Source organism: Streptomyces ruber (assembly GCF_014648075.1).
Classification (GTDB): domain Bacteria; phylum Actinomycetota; class Actinomycetes; order Streptomycetales; family Streptomycetaceae; genus Streptomyces; species Streptomyces ruber.
Window position 1 is genome coordinate 71,607 of record NZ_BMQK01000020.1, and the last position, 24,392, is coordinate 95,998.

Annotated in this window: 11 protein-coding genes and 1 pseudogene; 8 read left to right on the plus strand and 4 right to left on the minus strand. The window is 72.5% G+C overall.

Features of this window, described 5'->3' with window-relative positions; all coding sequences use genetic code 11:
- Nucleotides 1–202: 202 nt before the first annotated feature.
- The gene (nhaA, locus tag IEZ04_RS29945; protein ID WP_189220125.1) at nucleotides 203–1,441 is read left to right on the plus strand and encodes a Na+/H+ antiporter NhaA; all 1,239 of its coding nucleotides are present in this window, start codon (nucleotides 203–205) and stop codon (nucleotides 1,439–1,441) included.
- A 303-nt stretch (nucleotides 1,442–1,744) separates the two neighbouring features.
- Here the strand turns inward: nhaA and IEZ04_RS29950 are convergent, their stop codons facing one another.
- Complete coding sequence (locus IEZ04_RS29950) at nucleotides 1,745–2,170, minus strand: ArsI/CadI family heavy metal resistance metalloenzyme (RefSeq protein WP_189220126.1); 426 nt, start codon at nucleotides 2,168–2,170, stop codon at nucleotides 1,745–1,747.
- A gap of 80 nt (nucleotides 2,171–2,250) precedes the next feature.
- Here IEZ04_RS29950 and IEZ04_RS29955 point away from each other — a divergent pair, with 80 nt between their 5' ends.
- From IEZ04_RS29955 to IEZ04_RS29965, 3 genes are read left to right on the plus strand one after another with little or no spacing between them, the layout of a single operon-like run.
- Nucleotides 2,251–2,661, plus strand: a complete 411-nt coding sequence (locus tag IEZ04_RS29955) for an ArsR/SmtB family transcription factor (protein WP_189220127.1) — start codon at nucleotides 2,251–2,253, stop codon at nucleotides 2,659–2,661.
- Entirely contained in the window at nucleotides 2,658–3,758 is a 1,101-nt protein-coding gene (gene arsB, locus IEZ04_RS29960) for an ACR3 family arsenite efflux transporter (RefSeq protein WP_189220128.1), read from the plus strand. The genes IEZ04_RS29955 and arsB overlap by 4 nt, the downstream gene beginning before the upstream one ends.
- Nucleotides 3,751–4,173, plus strand: coding sequence for an arsenate reductase ArsC (locus tag IEZ04_RS29965; RefSeq protein ID WP_189220129.1), 423 nt, complete (start codon nucleotides 3,751–3,753; stop codon nucleotides 4,171–4,173). The genes arsB and IEZ04_RS29965 overlap by 8 nt, the downstream gene beginning before the upstream one ends.
- Nucleotides 4,174–4,547: 374 nt before the next feature.
- Here the strand turns inward: IEZ04_RS29965 and IEZ04_RS29970 are convergent, their stop codons facing one another.
- A complete protein-coding gene (locus tag IEZ04_RS29970) occupies nucleotides 4,548–5,171 on the minus strand; it encodes a radical SAM protein (RefSeq protein WP_189220130.1) in 624 nt (207 codons plus the stop codon).
- Nucleotides 5,172–5,445: 274 nt separating this feature from the next.
- Between IEZ04_RS29970 and IEZ04_RS29975 the strand changes: the two genes are divergently transcribed.
- Nucleotides 5,446–5,709 (plus strand): transposase family protein, encoded by a 264-nt coding sequence (locus IEZ04_RS29975; RefSeq protein ID WP_189220131.1) that lies wholly within the window; start codon nucleotides 5,446–5,448, stop codon nucleotides 5,707–5,709.
- Here the strand turns inward: IEZ04_RS29975 and IEZ04_RS29980 are convergent.
- A complete protein-coding gene (locus IEZ04_RS29980; protein WP_189220153.1) occupies nucleotides 5,704–5,895 on the minus strand; it encodes a hypothetical protein in 192 nt (63 codons plus the stop codon). The two genes, IEZ04_RS29975 and IEZ04_RS29980, sit on opposite strands and share 6 nt — an antisense overlap.
- A 68-nt stretch (nucleotides 5,896–5,963) precedes the next feature.
- On the opposite strand from IEZ04_RS29980, the gene IEZ04_RS36285 reads away from it, so the two are divergent.
- Both IEZ04_RS36285 and IEZ04_RS29995 read left to right on the plus strand, forming a co-directional pair.
- Nucleotides 5,964–6,692: a MerR family transcriptional regulator gene (locus IEZ04_RS36285; protein ID WP_428838058.1), complete on the plus strand. Its 729-nt coding sequence runs from the start codon at nucleotides 5,964–5,966 to the stop codon at nucleotides 6,690–6,692.
- 204 nt (nucleotides 6,693–6,896) lie between these two features.
- A complete protein-coding gene (locus IEZ04_RS29995) occupies nucleotides 6,897–8,171 on the plus strand; it encodes a PucR family transcriptional regulator (protein WP_189220132.1) in 1,275 nt (424 codons plus the stop codon).
- 119 nt (nucleotides 8,172–8,290) lie between these two features.
- On the opposite strand, the gene IEZ04_RS30000 is transcribed toward IEZ04_RS29995, so the two are convergent.
- The gene (locus IEZ04_RS30000; protein ID WP_189220133.1) at nucleotides 8,291–22,705 is read right to left on the minus strand and encodes a type I polyketide synthase; all 14,415 of its coding nucleotides are present in this window, start codon (nucleotides 22,703–22,705) and stop codon (nucleotides 8,291–8,293) included.
- Nucleotides 22,706–23,535: 830 nt separating this feature from the next.
- On the opposite strand from IEZ04_RS30000, the pseudogene IEZ04_RS30005 reads away from it, so the two are divergent.
- Nucleotides 23,536–24,296: pseudogene (locus IEZ04_RS30005) on the plus strand (thioesterase II family protein).
- Nucleotides 24,297–24,392: the final 96 nt, after the last annotated feature.

Below are 24,392 nucleotides of genomic sequence, written 5' to 3' on the forward strand. Positions count from 1 at the left end.
CGGGGGCGGGAGTCGCTGGAGCACCGCCCGATCGGTACGAACGGCTACGTGAGCACGTGGGGCGCGCCGGCGAGTGCCTGCCCGCCGCCGCAGGGCTGCTGAGGCCGACCGCTGCGCGCGGAGGTGCCGCACCGGACTCGAGGTCCGGCGTGTCGGCACTTGCCCCTGTTCCCTTGTACCGTCCTGGAGACCTTTCTCCCCCATGTCTGCTCTGATGCGGATCACCGCTGCCCTGCGCTCGGACGCGGTCAGTGGCTCGCTGCTGATCGGTGCGGCCCTGGTCGCGCTGGTCTGGGCGAACTCGCCCCTGTCGCCCTCCTACGAGGCCCTGCGCTCGTTCACCTTCGGCCCCGCTGCCCTGCACCTGCACCTGTCGGTCGAGGCGTGGGCGGCCGACGGGCTGCTGGCGGTGTTCTTCTTCATCGTCGGCAACGAGCTCAAGCACGAGCTCGTCCACGGCGAGCTGCGCGATCCGCGCCGCGCGATGCTGCCGATCCTGGCCGCCCTCGGTGGCGTCATCGTGCCCGCGCTGGTCTTCCTCGCCCTCACCGCCACCACCGGAGGAGAGGCGTCCGGCGGCTGGGGCGTCCCGATGGCCACCGACATCGCGTTCGCCCTCGCCGTCCTGGCCGTGATCGGCCGGCACCTGCCCGGCCCCTTGCGGACCTTCCTGCTCACCCTGGCCACCGTGGACGACATGGCCGCGGTGCTGGTCATCGCCATCGCCTACACCACCGGCCTGAACCTGGCCGCCCTGGCCCTGGCCGCGGCCGGCCTGGCCCTCTTCGGCTACCTGCAGAACGGCTCGGGCACGGCGGTGAAGCGGCTGCGAGCGGTGGTGCCGGGGTGGCTGCTCCTCGTCCCGCCGGCCGTGATGATCTGGGCGCTGATGCACGCCTCCGGGGTCCATGCCACCATCGCCGGCGTCGCCATGGGCCTGCTGATGCGTACCCGCACCCGCGAGGGCGAGACGACCCCGCCGTCACACCGGGCGGAGGAGCTGCTGCGGCCCGTCTCCGCCGGAATCGCACTGCCCGTCTTCGCCCTGACAGCGGCCGGCGTCCCGCTGTCCGGCGCGGGCGGCTTCTTCACCTCCACCGTCACCTGGGGCGTTCTCGCCGGTCTTCTGGCGGGCAAGTTCGCCGGCATCTTCGGCGTCTCCTGGCTGGCCGGCCGCTTCACCGGCGCCCGTCTCAGTCCCCGCATCGGCTGGCCGGACATCGCCGGCATCAGCCTGCTCGGCGGGATCGGCTTCACCGTCTCCCTGCTGGTCGCCGAGCTCTCCTACACCAGTCAGGCCCACCTCACCGACGCCAAGGGCGCCATCCTCCTGGCCTCCGCCACCGCTGCCCTGCTCGCCGCACTCGTCCTGGGCCGCCGCAACCGCCACTACCACCGCCTCGCCCGACAGCGCGGCGCACAGGAAGCGGAGCGCACCTGACCCCGCCGGGCCCGGCAGGGCGCATCTCCTCCTCCCACGCCGGGCGGGGCTCCTTCACTTCCCGCCGGTGACGGAGGTCGGAAGGGGCCGGTTCCTGTGGCCCCGGGCGCGACTTGGTGCGCGACCTGGGCCGCGGACCTCCTTGGTGTGCACGCGACCGCGGGTGCCGTTTCGAGGTGGCGTGGACATCACCTCGCGGGTCTGCCGGCGCAACTCGTCACGGCGCGGACAGCCGCCGCGGATCGATCCCGACTCGGCCTCTGCCTGTCCTGGCCGTGATGCACGCGCCGGACGGGGACCCGGTTACTGCGCGGTGCCGCAGCACGCCTGCCCCGTGGTGCCGGAGCTCTTGCCGAGGGCGTCGGTGTCGGCCTTGACGACGTAGACCTCCCAGGGTTCCCGGCCGGGGCCGTGGACCCAGACCTTGTCCTGCAGGGCGTAGCAGCAGGAGGTGTCGTTCTCGGCGGCGGTGGCCAGGCCGGCGTCCTTGAGGCGGGTGGTGGCGGCGTCGACCTGCTCGGTGGTTTCGACCTCGACGCCGAGGTGGTCGAGGCGGGTGTCCTGGCCGGGCTCGCCTTCGATGAGGACGAGCTTGAGGGGCGGTTCGGTGAGAACGAAGTTGGCGTAGCCCTCGCGCCGCTTGGCCGGTTCGGTGCCGAACAGCTTGGAGTAGAAGGTGATCGAGGCTTCCAGGTCGCTGACCCGCAGGGCGAGCTGGGCACGGGACATGATGGACTCCCATCGGGGTTGTATTGACATCCTTCGATGCAAGCTTTGCGGCTTGGATCGAAGGATGTCAACATAGACGCATGTCGAATCAAGAACTGGTGGTGCTGGGCCAGGACGACGGGGACCCTGCCTGCTGCCCGGGGCTGCTGACCGCGCCCCTGGATGAGGGGCAGGCCGTCGAGCTGGCGAAGGTGTTCAAGGCGCTGGGGGACCCGGTGCGGCTGCGGCTGCTGTCGATGATCGCCTCACGGGCGGGCGGAGAGGTCTGCGTGTGCGACCTGACCCCGGCCTTCGACCTGTCCCAGCCGACGATCTCCCACCACCTGAAGCTGTTGCGGCAGGCCGGACTCATCGACTGCGAGCGGCGTGGTACCTGGGTCTACTACTGGCTGGTGCCGGAGATGACCGACCGTCTCGCGGGCATCCTCACCCGCCCCGCGGGCGACCCGCTGCCCGACCGCACGGCGACGTCGGCCGGGGCCGCTTCATGACCGTACCCGCGGACGCATCCGCTCCGGAGAAGAACGTCGCGGGCCGCCTGCCGTTCCTGGACCGCTACCTCGCCCTGTGGATCCTCGCCGCGATGGCCGCCGGACTGGGCTTCGGCCGCCTGGTCCCCGGGCTGGGGGAGGCGCTGGCCGCGGTGACGGTGACCGGGGTGTCCCTGCCCATCGCGCTGGGCCTGCTGGTGATGATGTACCCGGTGCTGGCCAAGGTCCGCTACGACCGCCTCGACACCGTCACCCGCGACCGGCGCCTGCTCCTGCCGTCCCTGCTGCTCAACTGGATCGTCGGCCCGGCACTCATGTTCGCCCTGGCCTGGCTGTTCCTGCCGGACCTGCCCGAGTACCGCACCGGGTTGATCGTCGTCGGCCTGGCCCGCTGCATCGCCATGGTCATCATCTGGAACGACCTCGCCCGCGGCCACCGCGAAGCCGCCGCCGTCCTGGTCGCCCTCAACTCCGTCTTCCAGGTGATCGCCTTCGCCGCGCTCGGCTGGTTCTACCTCTCCGTCCTCCCCGGCTGGCTGGGCTGGGAGCAGACCGCGCTGGACGTGTCGGTGTGGGAGATCGCCCGCAGCGTGCTCGTCTTCCTCGGCATCCCGCTGGCGGCCGGCTACCTCACCCGCCGCCTCGGCGAGAGGACCAGAGGCCGCACCTGGTACGAGACACAGCTGCTCCCGCGCATCGGCCCCTTCGCCCTGTACGGGCTGCTGTTCACCATCGTCGTCCTCTTCGCCCTGCAAGGCGACGCCATCACCTCCCGACCCCTCGACGTCGTCCGCATCGCGCTGCCGCTGCTGGTGTACTTCGCCGCCATGTGGGCCGGATCGATGGCGCTGGGCCGCGCCATCGGCCTGGACCACCCGCGCACCACGACGCTCGCCTTCACGGCCGCGGGCAACAACTTCGAGCTGGCCATCGCCGTCTGCATCGCCACTTTCGGCGCCTCCTCCGGCCAGGCCCTCGCCGGCGTCGTCGGCCCCCTCATCGAAGTGCCCGTGCTCATCGGCCTCGTCCACGTCGCACTCCGCACTCGCCGCTACTTCCTCACTCCCACACCCCAGGAAGACCCTGCGCATGCCTGACACCGCCGCGCCGCCGTCCGTGCTGTTCGTCTGCGTCCACAACGCCGGACGCTCACAGATGGCCGCCGCCTTCCTCACCCACCTCGCGGGCGACCGCGTGCAGGTCCGCTCGGCGGGCTCCGCCCCCGCCGACACCGTCAACCCGGCCGTCGTCGAAGCCATGGCCGAGGTGGGCATCGACATCTCGGCCGAAGTGCCCAAGGTGCTCACCGTCGACGCCGTCCAGGCCTCCGACGTCGTCATCACCATGGGATGCGGCGACGCCTGCCCCGTCTTCCCCGGCACGCGCTACCTCGACTGGCAGCTCCCCGACCCGGCCGGGCAGGGTATCGCCGCCGTCCGCCCCATCCGCGACGACATCGAACAGCGCATCCGGACCCTGATGTCCGAGCTGGGCACCTGCTCCCGACCATGACCGCTACGCAGCGCTGCTGGTACCCGTGAACATCGAACAGGGCACAAGCGGGGCGCCTCTCGAGGTGCTGAGCATCTGCTGGCGGAACGCGTGAGCCGAGCCGCCCTCGCTTTGCACGGCGAAGCCGTCCGCGAGGGCGCCGTGCACGCGAGGGGTGAGCCCCCGGCGTCCGTCCGGCGGCTGCGCGGCCCGCCCGACGGGCGGCCGAGGCCGGCCTGCCGCAGCGATCACAAGACAGGACGAGCTGAGGCCGCGCTCCCCGCAGCGTAGGGGTGCGAGGAGCAAACGATTCGACCGGCCTGACAGCCTGGCATGCCCCCTTCAGCAGCAGGTCCTGACTGAGTGTTCGGTCCTGAGTCAGGGCAGTACGTCAGTTAGCAGCCGCGTGAGGGCGAGTAGTACACGAAGCGGTGCGGCGACAGGTACAGGTGGGACGGCAGCTTGTCGTAGGCGGGGGTCGGGATCGTGGTGGTGTTCTCGTAGCAGAGGGACAGCAGTTCGCGCCGCCCCGTGCCGCCCCGCCGCGGGTTCAGCTGGACGTTCGCGGACGGCTGCGGCAGTTCGCCCCGCGCGCGGGCGCGCAGGATGTCGCAGAAGGCGCTCTTCCCCTCGCCGATCACGCACACGTCCACTGCGGCGAGGACGTCGAAGAAGCGCCTCTTGTCCTCGAGGTACTTCCACACGTCCGACGCCTCCGTCCCGCCGACGAGCAACAGCGCGTCGGGGAGCCGGTCCTTGATGACGCGGGCCATGTGCAGGGCGAGGGGCAACTGGCGCCGGTAGGTGATGTTCAGCCCGACGACGTCGTACCCGGCCGACGCCGGCCGCCGCGGCAGTTCCTCCTCCAGGTACGGGGCGAAGGGTGCGCTGAGCCGGGCGAGCAGTTCCGGGTCCGACAGTTCCTCGGTACTGCTGACGTTGATGCACTCGCCGGTCAGATCAAATCCGTCGCCCGTGGCGAACTGTCCCGGCATGCCCTGCGTGCTCAGCACGTCCATCCAGCCGATGACCTGCTCGACGGCGCGCCGGTAGCTCGGGTAGTCGTAGAACCTGGACTCCTCGCGCAGTGATTGTGCAGGTGAGAAACAACGCCAGACGGTGAGTTTCGGGAACGCCTGAGCGTGCTCGGGTGCAGAGATGTCGGCGAGTTTCGGTTCTGGTCCAACTTCTGTGGTGGGCTACTCCCTGTGACCGTTGATCTTGCTGGCACGTCTCCCGAGATCGTCCGGAAACGGCCGGTGATGGCGGCGTTCGGCCTGATGGTTCTGGGCTGTGCGCGAGGTACTGCTCCGGCTGGGAGAGCTGCTCTTCCTGTCGGCTTCGGAGATCAGGGTGGTGTCGGTGCAGGACGACGGCGACGCGATCCGGGTCGGTGTCAGAGCCCGGACGGCCAAGGCTCACTGCCCGGGTTGCGGGAGCTGGTCGGGGCGGGTGCACGGCTCCTGCCTGCGATTTCGCGCCGATCTTCCCGTGGCAGGACGGCGGGTGGTGCTGCGGCTGCGGGCCCGGCGGTTCGCGTGCGAGGACGCCTCATGAGGGCGGCGGACGTTCGTGGAGCAGATCGCGGGTCCGACCCGCCGACACAGCCAGCGGACCGAACGAATGCGGTCGGCGCTGGCCGAGGTCGGCCTCGCCTTGGCCGGTCGCGCCGGTACCCGGCTGGCCGACGTCTTCGGGGTGGTCCGAATCGACGAGGAGGTGCCCGCGCATCTGCAGATCCACCTGATCGTCGACAACTACGGCACCCACACGACTCCGCGATCAGAGCTTGGCTGGCCAAGCACCCGAGGTTGGAGCGGCACTTCACCCCGACCGGCTCCTCCTGGATCAACCAGGTCGAGCGGTGGTTCGGCTACCTGGCCCACCAGATGATCCGCCGCGGCGCACACAAGACCATCCATGCCCTGGAAGCCGACGTCCGGGCCTGGGTCAAGGACTGGAACCAAGACCCCAGGCCGTTCATCTGGACCAAGACCGCCGAAGAGATCCCCGACTCCCTCGCCCGCTTCTGCCGACGGATCTCTGGCGCAGGACACCAGAACCCGACACCGACGTCAGGTGTGAGCCGGACGTGGAATCGACTGAGGTGGCCGGGCGCGGATCGGAGAGGTCGCCGCGAAGGCAGGCATCAGCGTCAGGGCGTTGCGCTACTACGAGCAGCAGGACTTGCTGCACTCCACCCGGAGTCCGGGTGGCCGGCGCCAGTATCCGGCCGGTGCCGTCGACGGGTCGGGTTGATCCAGCAGCTCCACGCGGCGGGGCCGCCCAGCAGAATCGTGCGCGAGGTGTTGCCGTTCGCCGACTCCGGTGAGGTGTCACCGCGACTGCTGGAGCTGCTCGAGGCCGAACGTGACCGCCTGGACCGGCAGATGGCGGACCTGCGGACAGTGCGCGACCGGATGGACGACTGCATCACCGAGGCGCACCAGCAGGGCCCGCACCGTCTCGACCCGGCTGCCGGGTTCCGGAACGGAACGGGAAGTGCGACCGGGGCAGCGCGCACGGGACCGGCTCTCTGAGCCGGATGCGGCGCGGATCGTGGCCGACCGGGTCGATGGCCCCGTCCCGGACGGCTGCGACGGCCGGGGCGCGAACGGCCGGCCGCGCCGGGCACTCACAGCATCCCCGTAAGCGTCCGCATAGTTGCAGACGCAACAAGATTCACTTCAATGTTACGTTCTCATCAGCCGGTCCGTATACACACGGTAGTAGATTGCATACACATGAGCACCACCTCGCCTGACAGTCGCCACGTCACCGCCTTCGCCGATTGGATCGACAGGAGTCCGGAAGAAGTCGCTGACAAGGTGTTCAGAGCCTGCGTCGCGGCCGTGCCCTCCTTCGTGACCAACGGCCCTGAGGTCGCGCGTGCGTTCCGTACGGCGTGCTCCTCGTTCCTGGCATTCGTCAGCAAGGCCGTTTCCACGGGCGAAATCACCCACGGAGCCGCGCTTCCCCCGGAGGCGGAGCATTTGACGCGCCGGCTTCCCGCGGCGGGGATCAAGCTCGTCGATCTCGTGCTCGCCTACGACGTGGCGGGCAACGAGCTGCTCGACGCCTTCGGCAAGGAACTGCGCGCCGGCTCCTGGCGGCCGGAGGGCGGCGACCGCGCCGACCTGCTGTCGGTGGTGATGGGCCGGCTGTTCCGGTTCCGCCAGACCGCGCTGTCCCAGGCGATGGCGGTCTACCGCCAGGAACAGGAACTGCTGCGGCGCCGCGAGATCCCCGACATACGGGAAGCCGTCCGGCAGGCGCTGACGGGCGAGCTGGGCGAAGCCGAGGCGGAACGGCGACTGGGCTACCGGATGAACACACGGCACGTCGGATTCGTGGTGTGGGGGCCGGAAGCCCCCGAAGCCGCTCTGAGGCAGGTCGCGGCGCGGTTGTGTGCCCAACTGCGTGCGGGGGCGGACCTGACGGTGCCGTCGGACGGGCATGCTCTGCACGGGTGGCTCAGCCTCCCGGAGAACGCCCCCGGTGTGGACGTACTGCGGGCCCGCCTGTCCGTGCCTGAGGGCATCCGCATCAGTCTGGGTATGCCCCACCACGGCGGCAACGGCTTCCGGATCACCCATCGTGAGGCGCTGGAGACCCAGTCCCTCGCCGATCGGGCCATGCCGCAGCCCACACGTCCCGACGCGCCCGCCGAAGCCGGCAGTATCGTTTCTTTCTGCGACGTCGTCGCGCTGGTCTTCGCCAGCCGCGACGTGGAACTCGCTTCGCACTTCGTCCGCTGCCAGCTCGGCAGCCTCGTCGAGCCGCGCCACTCGGTCCTGCGCGAGACGCTGCGTGTCTGGTTCGAGGAACTCGGCAGCCCGACCCGGGCCGCCCGGCGACTCAATGTTCACGTCAACACCCTCGTCAAGCGCCTCAACCGGGCTGCGGAGATCGTGGACCGGCCCTTGCACGCCGGTGACTTCGCCTTCCGTTTCGCCTTCGAGCTGTCCAGGGCCCACCACGGAAACGGTGTGGGCGAACCCCATGAGAGAGGCCGCTGACAGGGGCCCACTGAGGCACACGCCCCGGCCGGTGACGCGGAACTCCTGGCGGGAGCAACCGCGTCACCGGCCGGGGTGCCGGCCGTGCGGGACCGGCACGTGCTGTCCGTTCGCGTCGTTCACCTGCCCGGTCGCCGTGTCCTCAGCAGGGAGGCGATGTCGTCGTCCACGGTGAGGTACTGGCCGGACAGCGGATCGGCTTCACCAGCGGCCAGGCGGACGAGCATCCGCGCCGAGCGACCGGGGTCGACGAGCCGCCGGCTCTCGCGCTGGGCCAGCAGCCACGCCCTGACCTCGTCGCTCCACCGCTCCCCGGTCACCCCGCCCTCGATCTGGCGCTGGGTGATGCCGAGGTCGACCAGGCCGGGGTGGTAGCTGAACACGGTCACTCCCGTCCCCTCCAGTTCGGGCGCGAGGTTGTCACCCAGCTTGATCAACGCGGCCTTCGACACGGAGTACCCGGAGACGAGAGGCCACCGGTGCTTCCCCGCCGAGCTGACGATGTTGACGACACGGCCACCGCGCCGCTCGATCATGCCCGGCAGGACGGCACGGCAAGCGCGAGTGGTGCCCCGGAGGTTGACCTCCATGGCGTGCCACCACGCGTCGTCGTCCGTCTCCCACAGGGGGCCTGCCGGACCGGTCACTCCCGCGTTGTTCACCAGGACGTCGACCGCGTCGAACCGTTCGCCGACCGCCGCCAGCAGTCGCGGCATCGCGTCGCGGTCACTCAGATCCGTCGGCAGCGCGAGGACTTCGGCCTGCCGCTCCCGCAGCTCGTGCGCGAGGCGGTCGAGCGTGCCCACGTCCCGCCCGGTGACCACGAGGTTCGCCCCGGCTTCCGCCATCGCCGTCGCGAAGAGCTGCCCCAGCGCTCCGGTGGCCCCCGTCAGCAGGACGGTCCGTCCCTTCAGGGGGAGTACCGGCTCGGGCACCGCGGGTGCCTCGTGCACGCGCTCGACGACGCTCACCGCAGGCCTCGGCGTCTCGGCCGGCACGGTGATCTGCGTGTGCAGGTACCGTGCCAGGGCGTCCGCCGTGGGGTGGTCGAAGACCAGGGTGGCTGCGAGAGGCTGTCCCATCAGCTTCTCGACCCGGTTCCTGAGTTCGAGAGCGGTCAGCGAGTCGAACCCGATCTCGAAGAAGTTGCGGTCCGCCTCGACGTCCTCCGTGGTGGTGAACCCGAGGACCGCCGCGACCTCCTCCGCCACCACCGACTCCAGCAGCTTCGCCCGTCCGTCCTCGTCCAGCGGGGCCAGCAACTCGCCGAGCGGCCTCACGGCTTCCGCTCGGCCCGACGGCTTCGCGGCGTCCGCCGTCCGACGCAGGTGGTCACGCAGCAGCGGCGTGAGGGGCGACGCCTCGGTGTCCGACAGGTTCCGGGTGTCCAGCCGCAGCGGCAGCAGAACCGGGTTGTCCGCTTCCAGCGCCGTGTCGAAGGCCGTCAGCGCGTCGGCGGTGGCGAGGGGAGCGATGCCCAGCCGGGCGAGCCGGCGCAGGTCACCGCTGTCGAGATGCCCGCTCAGTTCGCTGCGGTCCTCCCACAGTCCCCAGGCCAGGGACAGTCCCGCGTGTCCCGCCGCACGGCGTCGCTGCACGATGGCGTCGACGCATGCGTTGCTCGCCGCGTAGTTCGCCTGTCCCGCGCTGCCCCACCAGCCCGCGGCCGACGAGCACACCACGAACCAGTCCAGCGGGAGATGCCGGGTCAGCTCGTCGAGGTGGTGCACGGCGTCCACCTTCGACGGCAGCAGGTGCTCCACACCCTCCCACACCAGGTGGCGGAAGGTGCCGTCCCGCGTCGTGCCGGCCGCGTGGACGACACCGCGCAGCGGACGGTCCGCCGGTATGTCCGACAGGACGCTCGCGAGCCGGCCGCGGTCACCGACGTCACCCGCCTCGACCGACACCGTGGCACCGAGGCCACGCAGTTCGTCCGCCAGCTCCGCCATGCCGGGAGCCCGCTCGCCGCGCCGGCTGAGCAGGACGACGTGTCCCACACCGTGCGCGCGGACCGCGTGCCGCGCGAGCGCCGAGCCCACCACCCCGCTCGCGCCCGTCACCAGCAAGGAAGCGGTCGCCCAGTCGGTGCCGGGGTCCGCCGCGAGGGCGCCGGCCGTCGCCTGTCCGGGCGCGTCCGCCGCCGTGACCAGCCGGGGAACGTACGCCTCGCCGGCCCGGAGAGCGATCTGCGGCTCGTCGCCCGCCAGGAGTGCCGTGAGCCCGTCGGCCGACGCGGGGTCCGCGTCGACATCGGCCAGCAGCAGCCGCCCCGGGTGCTCGGTCTGCGCCGTGCGGAGCAGGCCCCATACCGCGGCCTGCGCGGGGTCGGCACCCCGTGACTGCCCGTCCGTCATGACCGCGTCCCGGGTGACGACGACCAGACGCTCCCGCGGATCCCGCTCCTCGGCCAGCCACGCCTGGGTCTCCGTCAGGACGGCGGCCAGCGCGGCACGCACACGGGCGGGTACCGGAGCGTCACCGTCGAGGCACCTCAGGACGCGCACGTCCCTGCTGTCCCGCGCGATACGGGTGGCAACCGTGTCCGCCTCGGCGTCCCCGGCCAGCACGAGGTATCGGTGTGCCGGACCGTCGGCCGTCCGCGGCGCCGCCGGGACCGGCGCCCACGTGACTTCGTAGAGGCACTGCTGGGGCGTGCTCCGCAGCGCCCCGAGTTCGTCCGGCCCCATCACCCGAAGGGTCAGGCCCTCGGCCGTCATCACCGGATTGCCGTCCGGATCCCATGCGGTGAACGCCACGGTGTCGTCACCGGTGCGAACGAGCCTGACGCGCAGGCGTGCGGCGCCGTGCCGGTGGATCTCCACACCCGTCCAGGAGAACGGCAGCCGCAGTCCCGCGGCGTCCGGCAGCACTCCCGGCACCGCCAGCGGATGAAGCGCCGCGTCGAGCAGGGCCGGGTGCAGCAGATACGTGTGCGCTTCCTGCCGCACGTCTTCCGGCAGTTCGACCTCGGCGAAGACCTCCCCGTCACCGCCCAGGACGGCGCCGGCGCCCCGGAAGGCGGGTCCGTAGCGCAGGCCCTGCCATGCGAGGTCGGCGAGCGCCCCCTCCAGGTCGAGGCTCCGCGTTCCGGCGGGCGGCCAGGCCGGCATCGGGCCGGCCTCCGGAGTCGTCCCGTTCTCCTGTGCCGTGAGCCGGGCCGTCGCGTTGTCGGTCCACGGCACGTCGTCCCCGGCCGCGGCGGGCCGGGAGTGCACGCTCACGTCGCGCGGCCCCTGACCGTCGGACGGCGACACGAACAGCTGGACGTCCAGGCCGCCCTCCGGGGGGATCACCATCGGTGCGCGCAGGACCAGTTCGGCGACGCGTGCCGCACCGGCCTGCCGGCCTGCCGCGGCCAGCATCTCCAGGATCGCGGTGCTCGGCGCGACGACGGCATCGCCCACCTGGTGGTCCGGCAGCCATGTCGCGTGGGCGGTGGACAGCCGACCGGTCAGAGCCACTGCGCCGCCCGCGAGGTGGATCGCCGTGCCCAGTATCGGATGTCCCAGCTCGCCGGGCAGGTCCGCGGCGCGGCGGGCGGCCGGGGCGGGGGAGGGGTCGAGCCAGTACCGCTCTCGCTGGAAGGCGTAGGTGGGCAGTTGCAGCGGCGGCTGGGCCCCGGTCGTCTCGCCGAGCACCGAACTCCACTGCACGGGGGCGCCCTGCACGAACAGCCGGGCCACCGCCTCGAGCAGCGCCCTGTCCTCGGGCCGGTCCTTGCGCAGCGCAGGCACCAGCGTGGCCGTGGACGGCTCCCGCAGGCACCCGGCGGCCAGGGCGGACAGCGTTCCGTCCGGCCCCAGCTCCACGAGCGTCCGCACTCCCTGCGCCTCCAGCGCACGCACGCCGTCGTGGAACCTGACGGGCTCACGCACGTGCGCCACCCAGTACTCGGCCGAGGTGAGATCCCCGGTCCCGGCGGGCGCGCCGGTGAGGGTGGAGACCAGCGGGATCCGCGGCACGCCGAAGTCGATCCGGGACACGACGGCGCGGAAGCCGTCGAGCATGGGCTCCATGAGCGGCGAGTGGAACGCGTGGCTCACACGCAGCGCCCGGGTCCTGCGGCCGCGCCGCTCCAGTTGTCCGACGATGTCCGCGACCTGCCCGCTGTCGCCCGACACGACCGTGGCGGCGGGCCCGTTGACCGCCGCGACGCCGACGGCCTCATGACCCGCCAGCAGGGCCCTGACCTCGTCCTCCGGAGCCTGGACCGCGACCATGGCGCCGCCGCCGGGCAGTTCCTGCATCAGACGGCCGCGCGCCGTGACCAGTTCGGCGGCGTCCGGCAGCGACAGGACGCCGGCCACGTGCGCCGCCGCGATCTCGCCGACGGAGTGGCCGGCCAGGTACGCCGGACGCACCCCCCAGGAGGTGATCAACCGGAAGAGGGCGACCTGCAGGGCGAACAGAGACGGCTGTGCGTACTCGGTGCGGTTCAACAGCGCGGCCGCCTCGGCGTCGTCGGCGTCCGCGAACACGACGTCCGACAGCCGGCGGTCCAGGTGGACCTCCAGGGCCGCGCTCACCGCGTCGAACGCCTCGGCGTACGCGGGGAACGCCCGGTACAGCTCGCGGCCCATCGCCGGCCGCTGACTTCCCTGACCGGAGAACAGGAACGCGGTCTTACCGGCCTCCCGCGTGTCGTCGGGGAGAACGGCGTGCGGATGCCGGTCCCCGCGCGCGGCGGCGGACAGCCCGCTGAGAAGCTCCTCGTGACCCGCGCCGAGCACGACGGCGCGGTGCCTGAAGACCGCGCGTCCCGAGGCCAGCGTCGCGGCGACCGCGTGGTCGTCCGCTTCGGTCCGCCCGTCGGCGAAGTCGAGCAGACGGGCCGCCTGGGCCGCGAGGGCGTCGCGCGTCGTCCCGCTGAGCACCCACGGGAGCACGCTCGTCGCGGGCGCCTTCGGCGCGGGGCCCGCGGGGGCGGTGTCCGCCGGTTGCTCCAGGATCACGTGGGCGTTGGTTCCGCTGATGCCGAAGGAGGAGACGGCCGCCCGCCGCGGACCGTGCTCCGCCGGCCACGTCCGCTCCTCGGTCAGCAGCCGGACCGCCCCGGAGCTCCAGTCGACGTGCGGCGTGGGCTCGCCCACGTGCAGCGTGCGCGGCATGACACCGTGCTGCATCGCCATGACCGTCTTGATGATGCCGCCCACCCCGGCGGCCGCCTGACTGTGCCCGATGTTGGACTTCAGCGTGCCCAGCCACAGGGGCCGTTCACGGTCGCGTCCGTACGTCGACAGCAGCGCCTGCGCCTCGATCGGGTCGCCCAGGGCGGTGCCCGTGCCGTGCGCCTCGACCACGTCGATGTCCTCGGGGGACAGTGCCGCGTCGGCGAGGGCCCGCCGGATGACGCGCTGCTGCGCGGCACCGCTCGGGGCGGTCAGTCCGTTGGAGGAACCGTCCTGGTTCACCGCGGAGCCACGCACGACGGCCATGATCCGGTGGCCGTTGCGCCGGGCCTCCGACAGCCGCTCGACGACGAGCACACCCACGCCCTCGGCCCATCCGGTGCCGTTCGCGTCGCTGGAGAAGGCCTTGCAGCGCCCGTCCGGGGCGAGTGCCCGCTGCCGGCTGAAGTCGACGAACGTGCTGGGGACGGACATCACGGTCACCCCGCCCACGAGGGCCAGCGAGCACTCCTCCCGCCGCAGTGCCTGACTCGCCAGGTGCAGGGCGACCAGCGAGGACGAGCACGCGGTGTCCACCGTCACCGCCGGCCCCTCGAACCCCATGACGTACGAGACCCGGCCCGACGCCACGCTGCCCAGGCTGCCGTTGATCAGATAGCCCTCCATGCCGTCCGGGGTCTCGTGGAGGCGGGAGCCGTAGTCGTGGTACATGATGCCGGCGAACACGCCGGTCGGTGAGCCCTTGAGTGTCTGCGGGTTGATACCCGCGTGCTCCAGCGCCTCCCAGGACGTCTCCAGGAGGAGTCGCTGCTGGGGGTCGGTGGCGAGCGCCTCGCGCGGGGAGACGCCGAAGAACTTGGCGTCGAACCACGCGGCGTCGTGCAGGAAGCCACCGGTCCGTGCGTGGCTGGTGCCCGGCAGGTCCGGATCGTCGGCGAACAGCGTCTCGAAGTCCCAGCCGCGGTCCGTGGGGAACGGCGTCACGCCGTCGGAACCGCTCGCCACCAGGTCCCACAGGTCGTCGGGGGACTCGACGCCTCCGGGGTAGCGGCACGCCATGCCCACGATGACGATCGGATCGTCCTCCTCGGCCGTGGCGGCCTCGGCCCGTGGCACCCGGGCCGCAGCCGGTTCCTCCGGTTCCTCCTCTCCACCGAGGGTCCGCACGAGGTGATCGGTCAGCGACGGAAGCGTCGGGTGGTCGAACAGGAGGGTGGGCGGCAGCCGGAGCCCCGTGGCGTTGTTCAGGTGCTCGCGCAGTTCGAGCGCCATCAGCGAGTCCACGCCCAGCTCCGAGAACGCCGCGTCCAGCTGGTCCGCACGCAGGTCCTGGCGTCCGAGGACGGCGGCGGTGCCGGTGCGGACGAGATCCGTCAGGGCCTGACGCCGCTGCTCCCCCGAGGCAGGCGGTGCCGTGGGCGAAGGACCGGCCGGGGCGGCCACAGGGCGCGTCGACCGCACCTGTGCCGCCTGCGTACGGGCTGCGACGCGCGCACCGGCGGCGGGTGTCGCGAGGAAGGGCGGAAGGGAGCCCGGGACGGCTCCCGGAAGGCCGGCCGCGCCCAGCCGGACCGGCGCGAGGACCGGTTCCGGCCGCGCCAGCGCACGGTCGAACGCCCGCAGCGCGTCCGCCGTGGACAGCGGCTCGATACCCACGCGTGCCATCCTGCGGATGTCGACGTCGCTCAGGTGCCCGGAGAGTTCGCTCCTGTCCTCCCACAGCCCCCAGGCGAGCGACAGTGCGGGGTGGCCGGCGCGGTGCCGGTTCTCGATCAGCGCGTCCACACACGCGTTCGCCGCCGCGTAGTTCGCCTGGCCGGCCGTTCCCCACCAGCCGGCCACGGACGAGCACGCCACGAACCAGTCCAGCTCCAGGTCCCGGGTGGCCGCGTCGAGCACGTGCACCGCGTCCACCTTGGCGTCGAGCACGGCGTTCAGCCGGTCGACGGTCAGCGAGTCGAAGATGGTGTCCGCCAGCGTTCCCGCGGCGTGGATGACACCCCGCAGCGGGTGCGTGGCGGGGAGGTCCGCCAGGACCGCGGCGACCTGCTCGCGGTCGGCCGCGTCGCAGGCGGCGACGGTGACCGTGGCTCCCATCGCCCGGATGTCGTCGGCGAGTTCGGCCACACCCGGTCCCGCCGCGCCGCGCCGGCTCACGAGGACCACATGGCCGATCCCCCGGGTGGCCACGACATGACGGGTGAGTGCCGAGCCCACCACGCCTCCCGCGCCGGTCACCAGCACCGAGGCGTTCGCCCGCTCGACTCCGGCGTCACCGCGCGGGGCGCCGGCCGATGCCTCGACGTGCTCCAGCCGCGGAACGAGAAGTTCGCCGTCGCGCACGGCGAGCTGCGGTGCCGTGGCGCCCACGGCCGCGGAGAGCCCGTCGGGCACGCCCTGTGTCCCGTCCACGTCGATGAGCCGCACCAGCCCGGGGTGCTCGGTCTGCACCGTCCGGACCAGCCCCCAGACGGCCGCGTGCAGCGGATCGACCGCCGCGTCGGTACCGGCCGGGCACGCCTGCCGGGTGATCACCACCAGACGCTCGTCCTCGGGCCGCGGCCCGGCGAGCCACGACTGGATCCGCTCCAGCACCGCGGCCAGCCCGGCACGCACCCGCTCCGGTGCCGTGCCCGCGAAACCGCCGACACGGTCGGCCACCGCGGCCGTACCGGCCAGGTGGCCGAGTACCGCCTCGGCGACGGGACCGTCGCCGACCACCAGGCACCGTTGCGCCGACGGAGTCCGCCCCCCGCTCGCCGCCGCCCCGGACGGTTCCCACACCATCCGGTACAGCGGCTCCTGCCGGCCGGCGGACACCGCCGACCGCAGCTTCGCCGCCGGCACCGGCCGCAGCACCACGCCGGCCTCGGCCACGGGAGCGCCCTGCGTGTCCCAGGCCGTCAGGTGAACCGTGTCGGAACCCTCCCTCCGCATCCGCACCCGCAGGGCCGGGGCTCCGGGGGCGTGGTGGCGTACGCCGGACCAGGAGAACGGCAGCCGCGCGCCCTGCTCGTCGGGCAGCAGCTCGCCCGCGGCGAGCGGGTGCAGCACCGCGTCCAGCAGGGCGGGGTGCAGCAGGTAGGCGCCGCACCGCGCCGCACCGGCGTCCGGCAGCCGCACCTCGGCGAACAGCTCGTCCCCGGCGCGCCAGACCGCCCGCACACCGCGGAAGGCCGGACCGTAGGCGAGGCCGCGCGCCGCCAGTTCGTCGTAGTAGTGCGTGATGTCCAGCGCCACGGCGCCCGCCGGAGGCCACGCGGTCAGGGCTTCCGCGCCCTCGGGCCCGGCGGCCGGTTCCCCGCCCAGCGTGCCCGTGGCATGCGTGGTCCACTCGTCGGTGTCGGCGCACCGGGCGAGCAGGCGGAGCGCGGACACGCCGGGGGTGTCCGTCGCCTCGATGCGCACCTGGACGTCGGCCGCCCCGCCGTCGGGGACGACCAGCGGAGTGTGCAGGAGCAGTTCCGCGACCCCGCCGTGGCCGGTCTGTCCGGCGGCCCGCGCCGCCGTCTCCAGCAGCGCCGTACCCGGCACCACGACGGCGCCGCCCACCCGGTGGTCGGCGAGCCAGGGCAGGCGCCGGGTGCAGAACCGGCCGGTGAGCACCGCCCCGTCGTCCACCTGCACGGCCGCCGCCAGCAGCGGGTGTCCCACCGGGACCAGACCGGCGGAGGCGAGGTCCGCCTCCCCGGCGGGCGGCTCCAGCCAGTACCGCTCGTGCTGGAACGCGTACGTCGGCAGTTCCACCACGCGGGCGCCCGTGCCCGCGAAGCAGGCGGTCCAGTCGATCTCCGTGCCCGACGCGTGCAGCTGTCCGACGGCGAGGGCCAGCGCCGTCCGCTCCGGCCTGTCCCTGCGGAGCACCGGCACGATCAGCCGGCCGGTGTCGTCCAGGCAGCCTTGTGCCATCACGCTGAGCACGCCGTCCGGGCCGAGCTCCAGGAAGCGGGTGACGCCCCGCTCCCTGAGGTGGCGGACGCCGTCCGCGAAGCGCACCGTGTCTCTCACGTGCGCGACCCAGTGCCCCGCGTCGCCCAGTTCCCGCGCGGACGCCTCGCGCCCGGTGAGGTTGGACACGAGGGGGATGTCCGGGGCGGCGTAGGTGAGGCTCTCCGCAACGGCGCGGAAACGTTCCAGCATGGGTTCCATCAGGGGCGAGTGGAAGGCGTGGCTCACCGCCAGCCTGCGTGTTCTGCGACCGCGCCGCGCCCACTCGGCGGCCAGCGCGAGAACCGCTTCCTCGTCGCCGGACAGAACGACCGACTCTGGGCCGTTGACGGCCGCGACACCGACCCGGTCGCCGAGGTACGGGAGCAACTCCTCCTCCCGGGCCTGGACGGCGACCATGGCTCCGGCCGCGGGCAGCCGCTGCATCAGGCGGCCGCGCTCGGCGACCAGCAGGGCCGCGTCCGGCAGGGACAGCACGCCGGCCACGTGCGCGGCCGCCAGTTCTCCGACCGAGTGGCCGGTGACGTAGTCCGGCCGGATCCCCCAGGCCTCCAGCAGCCGGTACAGCGCCACCTCGACGGCGAACAGCGCCGCCTGGGTGTAGACCGTGCGGTCCAGCAGCTCCCGGTCCGTACCCCAGACCACCTCGCGCAGCGAACGGTCCAGGTGGTTGTCCAGCTCGTCCACCACGGCGTCGAACGCGGCGGCGAACACCGGGTACGCGGCGTGCAGTTCCTGGCCCATGCCCAGGCGCTGGGCACCCTGGCCGGTGAACATGAAGGCCAGTCCGCCGTCCGGCAGGACGCGTCCCTCACCCACGCCCGGGGCGCTGCGGCCGTCCGCCAGGGCCTCCAGCCCGGACAGCAGCTCCTCGTGGTCGCGGCCGGCCACCACGGCGCGGTGCGGGAAGGCGGTACGTGCGGTGGCCAGTGAGTACGCGACGTCCGACGGCCGCAGTCCGGGCCGCGCCGCGACGAAGGCGCGCAACCGCTCGGCCTGGGCCGCCACGGCGGCCGGAGACTTCCCGCTGATCACCCACGGAAGGGCCGCCCGCGCCGCCGTCGGGGGCTGCTCCCCGAGGTCGCAGGCCGGCTCGTCCGACGGCGCCTGCTCGATGATGACGTGGGCGTTCGTGCCGCTGATGCCGAAGGAGGAGACCGCCGCACGCCGGGCCCGCTCGGCCTCGGGCCAGGGCTGCGCCCGGGTCAGCAGCGCGACGGCGCCCGCACTCCAGTCGACCTTCCGCGAGGGTTCTTGCACGTGCAGCGTCCGGGGCAGGACACCGTGCCGCAGCGCCATGACCATCTTGATCACGCCCGCGACGCCTGCCGCGGCCTGGGTGTGACCGATGTTCGACTTCAGCGAACCCAGCCACAGGGGGTGCCCGGCGTCGCGTCCCTGTCCGTAGGTCTCCAGCAGCGCCTGCGCCTCGATCGGGTCGCCCAGCGCCGTACCGGTGCCGTGCGCCTCCACCGCGTCGACCTCGGCCGCCGACAGGCCGGCGTCGGCCAGCGCCTGCCGGATCACCCGCTGCTGCGAGGGACCGTTCGGCGCGGTCAGGCCGTTGGAGGCACCGTCCTGGTTGACCGCGGACCCCCGCAGCACCGCGAGGACGCGGTGACCGTTGCGCCGGGCGTCGGACAGCCTCTCGACCACCAGGACACCGACGCCCTCCGCCCATCCGGTGCCGTCCGCCGCCTCCGAGAACGCCTTGCAGCGGCCGTCCGCGGCGAGGGCCCGCTGACGTCCGAACTCGGTGAACATCCCGGGCGTGCTCATCACCGTCACACCGGCGGCCAGCGCCAGGGAGCAGTCGCCCTGACGCAGCGCCTGGGCGGCGAGATGGAGTGCCACAAGGGACGACGAGCACGCCGTGTCCACCGTGAGGGCGGGTCCCTCCAGTCCGAGGCAGTACGCCACCCGGCCTGACACCACGCTGGTCGCCAGGCCGGTCAGCAGATGTCCCGCGACGTGGTCCGGGCCTTCGTGCAGACGTGTCCCGTAGTCCCCCGCCATGGCCCCGGCGAACACTCCCGTCCGGCTGCCCCGGAGGGTGTCCGGCACGATGCCGGCCGCCTCCAGCGCCTCCCACGACGCCTCCAGCAGCAGTCGCTGCTGGGGGTCCATGGCGAGCGCCTCGCGCGGCGAGATGCCGAAGAACTCGGCGTCGAACCCGGCAGCGTCGTACAGGAAGGCGCCCTTGCGGGGCCCTCGCTCGCCGGCCGGACTCCCGGCGAGGGGGTCCAGCACGTCCCAATGGCGGTCGTCGGGATAGTCGCCCAGGGCTTCTCCCGCGTCACGCACCAGCCGCCACAGATCCTCCGGGGAGCGGACACCCCCCGGGAAGCGGCAGCTCATGCCGACGATGACGACGGGGTCGTCCTCGCCCCCTGCCGCCGGGGCCCGTACGGCCTCGGCCACCGCCGCGGAAGCGCCGCCCGCACCGCGACGGGCCGCTATCTCCCCGGCCAGGCGCTCGGGGGTGGGGTGGTCGAAGACGACGCCGGACGGCAGCGTGAGTTCGGTGGCGGCGTTGAGCCGGTTGCGCAGCTCCACGGCCATGACCGAGTCGAAACCCTGGGCCTTGAACGACCGGTCGACCCGGACGTCCGCCGGATCCGTGCGCAGAACCAGAGCGGTCTGCGCGCGGACGAGTTCCAGCGCGGAGACCTTCGTGCCGGTCTCCTGCCGCTCCGGCCCGGCGCCGTGCTCCTGCGGTGCGGCGGCGGCCGGCGCGGGACCGCCGGGGCGCGCGGGCCCGGCGCTGATCCAGTGCCGCCGCCGCTGGAACGCGTACGTCGGAAGCTCGTGCGCCGGCAACGGCTCGACGCCGGCGGGAAGGAACTCCGCCCAGCGGACGGGCGCGCCTCGCACGTACGTCTCCGCGAGGCAGGTGAGGAACCGCTCCAGCCCCCCGTCGTCGCGCCGCAGCGAACCGGTCGTGAAGACGTCCGGTACGGCTGCCTCGTCGGCGATGTCGGCGACGGCCGCCGTCAGCACGGGGTGCGAACTGCACTCGACGAAGTTCGTGTGGCCCGCGGCCAGCAGTTCTCGGACCGCCGCGCTGAAGCGCACCGGTTCGCGCAGGTTGCGCACCCAGTACGCGGCGTCCAGGGTGGAACCGTCCAGCCAGGCGCACTCCACCGTCGACATCAGGGGCACCCGCCCGGCGACCGGCGCGATACCGGCCAGGCCGTCGAGGAGTTCGTCCCGCAGGGAGTCCACGTGCGGGCTGTGCGAGGCGTAGTCCACGGCGATGCGCCGGACCTTGGTGCCGGCCCGTTCCCATTCGGCCTCCAGGATCCCGAGAACCTCCGGATCGCCGGAGAGCACGGTCGACCTCGGGCCGTTGACCACGGCCACCGAGACACCCGGGTGGGACTCGATCCGCGCACGCACCTCGTCGGCCGGCAGACCGACCGACGTCATGGCTCCCTTCCCGGCCAGCCGGCCGGAGATCAGCCTGCTGCGCAGCACCACCACCTTCGCCGCGTCCTCCACGGACAGCGCGCCGGCGACGACGGCAGCCGCGATCTCCCCCTGGGAGTGGCCGACCACGGCGTCGGGTGACACGCCTGCCGCCTCCCACATGGCCGCGAGGGACACCATGACGGCCCACGAGACGGGCTGGACGATGTCGACCCGCTCCAGTCCCTCCCCGCTGCGCAGCACATCGCGCAGCGACCAGTCCACGTGGGCGCCGAGTGCCCGCTCGCAGCGTGCCACGCAGTCGGCGAACACGGGGGAGGAGGCCAGGAGTTCCCTGCCCATGCCCGCCCACTGGGCGCCCTGGCCGGGGAAGACGAAGACGTGGCGGGTGTCACGCGAGGAGTCCGCGCGCCCCACGACGGCACCCGCACTCGGGACACCGCGCGCCATCCGGTCGAGGTCCGCCAGCAGCGCGTCCCGGTCCGGGGCCAGGACGACGGCCCGGTGGTCGAAGAGGGTACGGGAGGAGAGCAGCGGGGAAGCGGCGCCGACGGGGTCGAGGCCGGGCTGCCGCGCCAGGAACTCGTGCAGTCGCGCGGCCTGGCCGCGCACGGCCGCCGCGCTCGTGGCGCTGAGCACATAGGGCACCGGCACTCCACCGGCGGCCGCCGGGGCGGCAGGCACCTCGGCCGCGGGCGGGGGCGTTGTCCGGGGCGCACCGGCAAGGACGACGTGGCAGTTGGCCCCGCCCATGCCGAAGGAACTCACGCCGGCCAGCCGCTCGTGGGCCGGGCGGCCCCAGTCGGCGAGCTCCGTCTGGACGCGCAGCCCGAGCTCCGCGAAGGGGATGCGCGGATTCGGCCGCTCGAAGTTCAGGCTCGGCGGAAGCTGGCCGTACCGGATCGCCAGCACCGCCTTGAGCAGCCCGGTGATGCCCGCGGCGCCCTCCAGGTGGCCGACGTTCGTCTTGGCCGACCCCACGGCGAGCGGTGCGTCGTCCGCCCGCCCGGGGGCGGTCACCGCGCCCAGTGCGGCGGCCTCGATCGGGTCGCCGACCTTGGTGCCGGTGCCGTGCAGTTCGACGTACTGCACCCTGCTCGGCTCGACGCCCGCCCGCTCGTACGCCGTCCGCAGGACGGACTCCTGCGCCGAGGCGTCGGGGGTGGTGAGACCGTCGCTCGCCCCGTCGTTGTTCACCGCGCTGCCGCGGATCACGCAGTACACCGTGTCGCCGTCGGCCAGTGCCTTCCGCAAGGGCTTCAGGACGACCAGGCCGCCGCCCTCGCCCCTGACGTACCCATTGGCCCGCTCGTCGAAGGTGTGACAGCGCCCGTCGGGCGACAGCCCGCCGAACTTGGAGGCGGCGAGGGTGCTGTCGGGCGCGACGTTCAGGTGCACACCGCCGGCCAGCGCCAGTTCGGATTCGCCGGACCGCAGGCTCTCGCAGGCCAGGTGCACGGCGACGAGCGAGGAGGACTGGGCGGAGTCCACGACGAAGCTGGGACCCCGCAGCCCCAGCGCGTAGGACACGCGGTTCGCGATCAGGCCACGGCTCAGGCCGGCCATGGTGTGGTGGTCGACGCCCTCCGGTCCCTGCTGCCCGCTGAGCGTCGCGTAGTCGGCGCCGATCGCGCCGGCGAACACGCCCACGTGCGCTCCGCGCAGCGTACCGGGCACCACACCGGCGTTCTCCAGGGCCTCCCAGCCGAGTTCGAGCATGAGCCGCTGCTGCGGGTCCATGGCAGCGGCCTCACGGGGGGAGATGCCGAAGAACTCCGCGTCGAAGTGGCCGACGTCCTCCAGGAAACCGCCCCGGCGCGAGGAAATGCCGTCCGGACGGACGGAGTCGGAAGCGCGGAGCGACGACGTGTCCCGCCGCTCGTCGGGGGTCTCGGTGACAGCGGTCTCACCGGCGCTGAGCAGGCGCCAGAAAGCCGAGGGATCCTTCGCGCCGGGCAGGCGGCACGAGAGTCCGATGACCGCGATGTCATCGCTGGGGCCAAGGGGGTCCGGAGAAGCGCTCATTGCACTGTTCCCATCTTGCGGCAGTGACAAAATGCTGGCGGGTCGGTGACCCACGGTGTGAAGAAGCTAAGCGCGAAGGAGGGCGCGAAAGGAGACGCCCTGTTTCGTCGCGGGAGAAGAAAAGGGGGCGGCGGGACGAAAGGACGGATCCGCGTGTCGTTTTCCGTTCACTCGCACCGACGTCATCCAGGAAACAGACACGGACTTCACGCGCACATGCCCCATTGCCGTGCCGTGCCGTGCCGTGCGAAGAACCGCGTATTTCGAGCGATCAACGCATCACAGCGAGGCATCACCCGAGAGGCGAGCTCCCCCTTTCAGGTGTCGTGCCGGCCGAACGGCTTTCCGGTGCGTGCGTGATCAACGTTAGGCATGCCGGCGATACGTCATCAAGGGGCTCTCCCTACACCGCTGGGTGGTGTCACCCGCCCCCCGGCCTCGGTGTTGTGGAGATTGCGTGGACGAGGCGTCAAGCACTTCTCACGTCGTCCGCGGGAAGACGCCCGGCCGTCCCGGACAACTGGACGGACCGGCAGAGCCGTGTGAACAGTGACCCGGTCCCCGCGTCACCGGACACTGTTGGCCACTCAGAGGCGCCGGCTATTCGGGCCGGACAGTGCTGTCCGGCCGAGTCGGCGCCCACGGCCCGTCTTCCTGTCCGCATTCGTCGAAGCGCAAGCCGGGTTCGTGGCGATTCACCGTCGGTATCGTCGTCGTCCGACGCATGCCCGTGCCAAGGGGAACGGGCGCAGCACCCCGACGGTCCTCCCGCCGGAGATCTTCCTCGGGCGGGTCTTCAGCCGTCACGGACCCACCGTCGAGGAGCAACCATGGTGAGCCACACCGCCCGCGTCACGAGCAAGGGAATACAGCAGTTCTCTTCGTCCCCCGGCGCGGAAGCAGCCCCGGTGTGCTTTCCGCACGCCGGTGGCGCCGCTAGTTATTACCGGCCGCTCTCCACCGCGCTGGGGACCGACATGGACGTTCTGGCGGTCCAGTGCCCCGGGCGCCAGACCGCAGGACCGAGCCGCTCGCCCGCACCGTCGACCAGCTGGTCGACGACAGAGTGGAGGCACTGGAGCCGTGGGCGAACCGGCCGCTCTCCCTGTTCGGGCACAGCATGGGGGCAGTGGTCGCCTACGAGGTGGCCAGACGGCTGACCGCGGCCGGCAGTCCGCCCGTCACCCTCGTCGTCTCCGGCCGTCGCGCCCCCGGTGACGAGCAACGGGGTGAAGTGCACCTGCGGGACGACGCCGGTCTCCTGACCGAGATCAGGAGGCTGGGCGGCACGGACCTGCGCGTGCTGGAGAGCCCGGACATGCGTGCCCTGTTCCTGCCGGTTCTCCGCGCCGACTACCAAGCCGTGGAAACCTACCGGCACACCCAGGAGCCACAGCTCTCCTGTCCCGTGCTCGCCCTGGCCGGCGAGAGCGATCCGGTGGCGTCCCCGGCCGAGATGCGGCACTGGGCTGCACGGACATCGGCAGGGTTCGACGTGCTCGCCTTCAGCGGGAGACACTTCTACCTGGCGGAGAACTCCGCGGCGGTGGCGTCCGCGGTACGCGACCATGTCATCGCGCTGACCCGCTGACCCGCTGACCCGCTGACCCGCTGACCCCGTCAGCGAACCGTCAGCACAACCGACCACGCGTGTATCGAAAGAAGCATGCCGTCCCCCTTCCTGCCG